This is a genomic window from Zhengella mangrovi (assembly GCF_002727065.1).
In the GTDB taxonomy this organism is placed as follows: domain Bacteria; phylum Pseudomonadota; class Alphaproteobacteria; order Rhizobiales; family Rhizobiaceae; genus Zhengella; species Zhengella mangrovi.
Window position 1 is genome coordinate 1 of the sequence record NZ_PDVP01000048.1, and the last position, 1,838, is coordinate 1,838.

A 1,838-nucleotide genomic window follows, 5' to 3' on the forward strand; every position below is an offset into this window, starting at 1 on the left:
CGGCTGCGTCTGCGGCCGGTTGCGATGTGGGCAGCGAGCCTACTTGCGTTGGCGGTTGCTCTGCCGGCGTCGGCGGGGGATGACGATGCCTTCGTGATCACGGTTGGCGGCGAAGGGTCTGCTGCGAAGGGGGACCGTCTATCGGGCGGGTCTGCGGACGCGGCCCTGCGGGCGGTGGACGTGAAGGTGACGTTCGACGGACTGGATGTCGAGCCTCGGCTCAACGTGTCGACGGCGCCGGTGCGCACGTCGTTCCGGCCCGGCGAGACGGTGCGTTTCCTGGCGACGTCGAACTACGCGGATTTCGTGTCCCGTTCGGAGATCCTGGTGACGGCGGTCGGCGAGGACGGGCGGCGCGCGCCGGTGGCGGCGGTTCCCGTTGCGCTGAACGGCGAGGCCTCCTGGACGATGCCGGCGACCGGGCCCGGGGAGTACGACTACGTGCTGCGGGTGCATGACGGGAACGGGCATTTCGACGAGACGCAGGCGCTGACGCTCCACCGGACGGACCGCGACACGGCGGGCGAGGCGCGCGATGCGGTGGCTCCGGGGATGGGCGAGGACCGCACGGCGGTGCGCAACATCCCGGTTCACGGCGGGGCGATCACGGTGTCGGGGGCGCATGCGCCGGCGGGCAGCGCGGTGGCGGTGATGGGCCAGCGGGTGCCTGTGGACGGCGACGGCAACTTCGTGGTGCAGCGCATCGTGCCGGCGGGCGCCCACGTGGTCAGCGTGGAGGTGCCGCGCCCGGGCGGCAAGTCGGTGTTCATCGAGCGCGACGTGTCGATCCCGGACAGCGAGTGGTTCTACGTCGGCCTGGCCGACCTGACGGTGGGGCGGCGCACGGGCGACGCGGGCATCGAGACGGTGCGCTCCGGCGAGTTCGACAAGGTCTACACCAGGGGCCGGCTGGCCTTCTACCTGAAGGGCAAGATCAAGGGCGAGTACCTGCTGACGGCGGCGGCCGACACGGGCGAGGGCAAGCTGTCGACGCTGTTCCGGGGCCTGGACGAGAAGGACGCCCGCTCGGTGCTGAAGCGGCTGGACCCGGACGACTACTACCCGGTCTACGGCGACGGCTCGACCTTCACCGAGGACGCGCCGACACAGGGCAAGTTCTACGTCCGGCTGGAGCGCGGCGACAGCCACGTGATGTGGGGCAATTACAAGACGGCGATCGGGCACACGACCTACCTGGCCAATGCCCGGGCGCTGTACGGCGCGAAGGCGCGCTACCGCTCGCCGGAGACGACCTCCTTCGGCGAACGGCGAACGGACGTGACGCTCTACGCGGCGCAGCCGGGCACGCTGCCGCAGCGCGAGGAACTGCGCGCGACGGGCGGGTCGTCCTTCTTCCTCAAGCACCAGGACATCACGATCGGCTCGGAGACGGTGACGGCGGAGGTGCGCGACCCGGTGACGGGCGTGGTGCGCAAGCGCGTGGTGCTGACGGACGGCGAGGACTACGACATCGACGAACTGCAGGGCGTGCTGATCCTGCGCCGGGCGCTGCCGTCGATCACGGGATCGGCGGGGCCGGTGCGCTCGTCGGCCAATGGCGGCGACGACGTCTGGCTGGTGGTGCATTACGAGTACACGCCGGCGGCGGCCAACGTGGACGGCTATGCCTATGGCGGGCGGGCCGAGCAATGGCTGGGCGAGCACGTGCGGCTCGGCGCGACGGGGATGAGCGAGAAGACGGACGCGGCCGACCAGCAGGCGGCCGGGGCCGACATCCTGCTGCGCAGGTCGGAGAAGACCTGGCTGGAGGCGGAGGTGGCCGGCTCGCGGGGTCCGGGCTTCGCCTCGTCGATCTCCACGGACGGCGGCCTGACGTC

Annotated in this window: 1 pseudogene; it reads left to right on the plus strand. The window is 71.3% G+C overall.

Annotated features, from left to right (window positions below):
- Positions 1-48 precede the first annotated feature (48 nt).
- Positions 49-1,838: pseudogene (locus tag CSC94_RS23875) on the plus strand (TonB-dependent receptor); the annotation flags it as partial.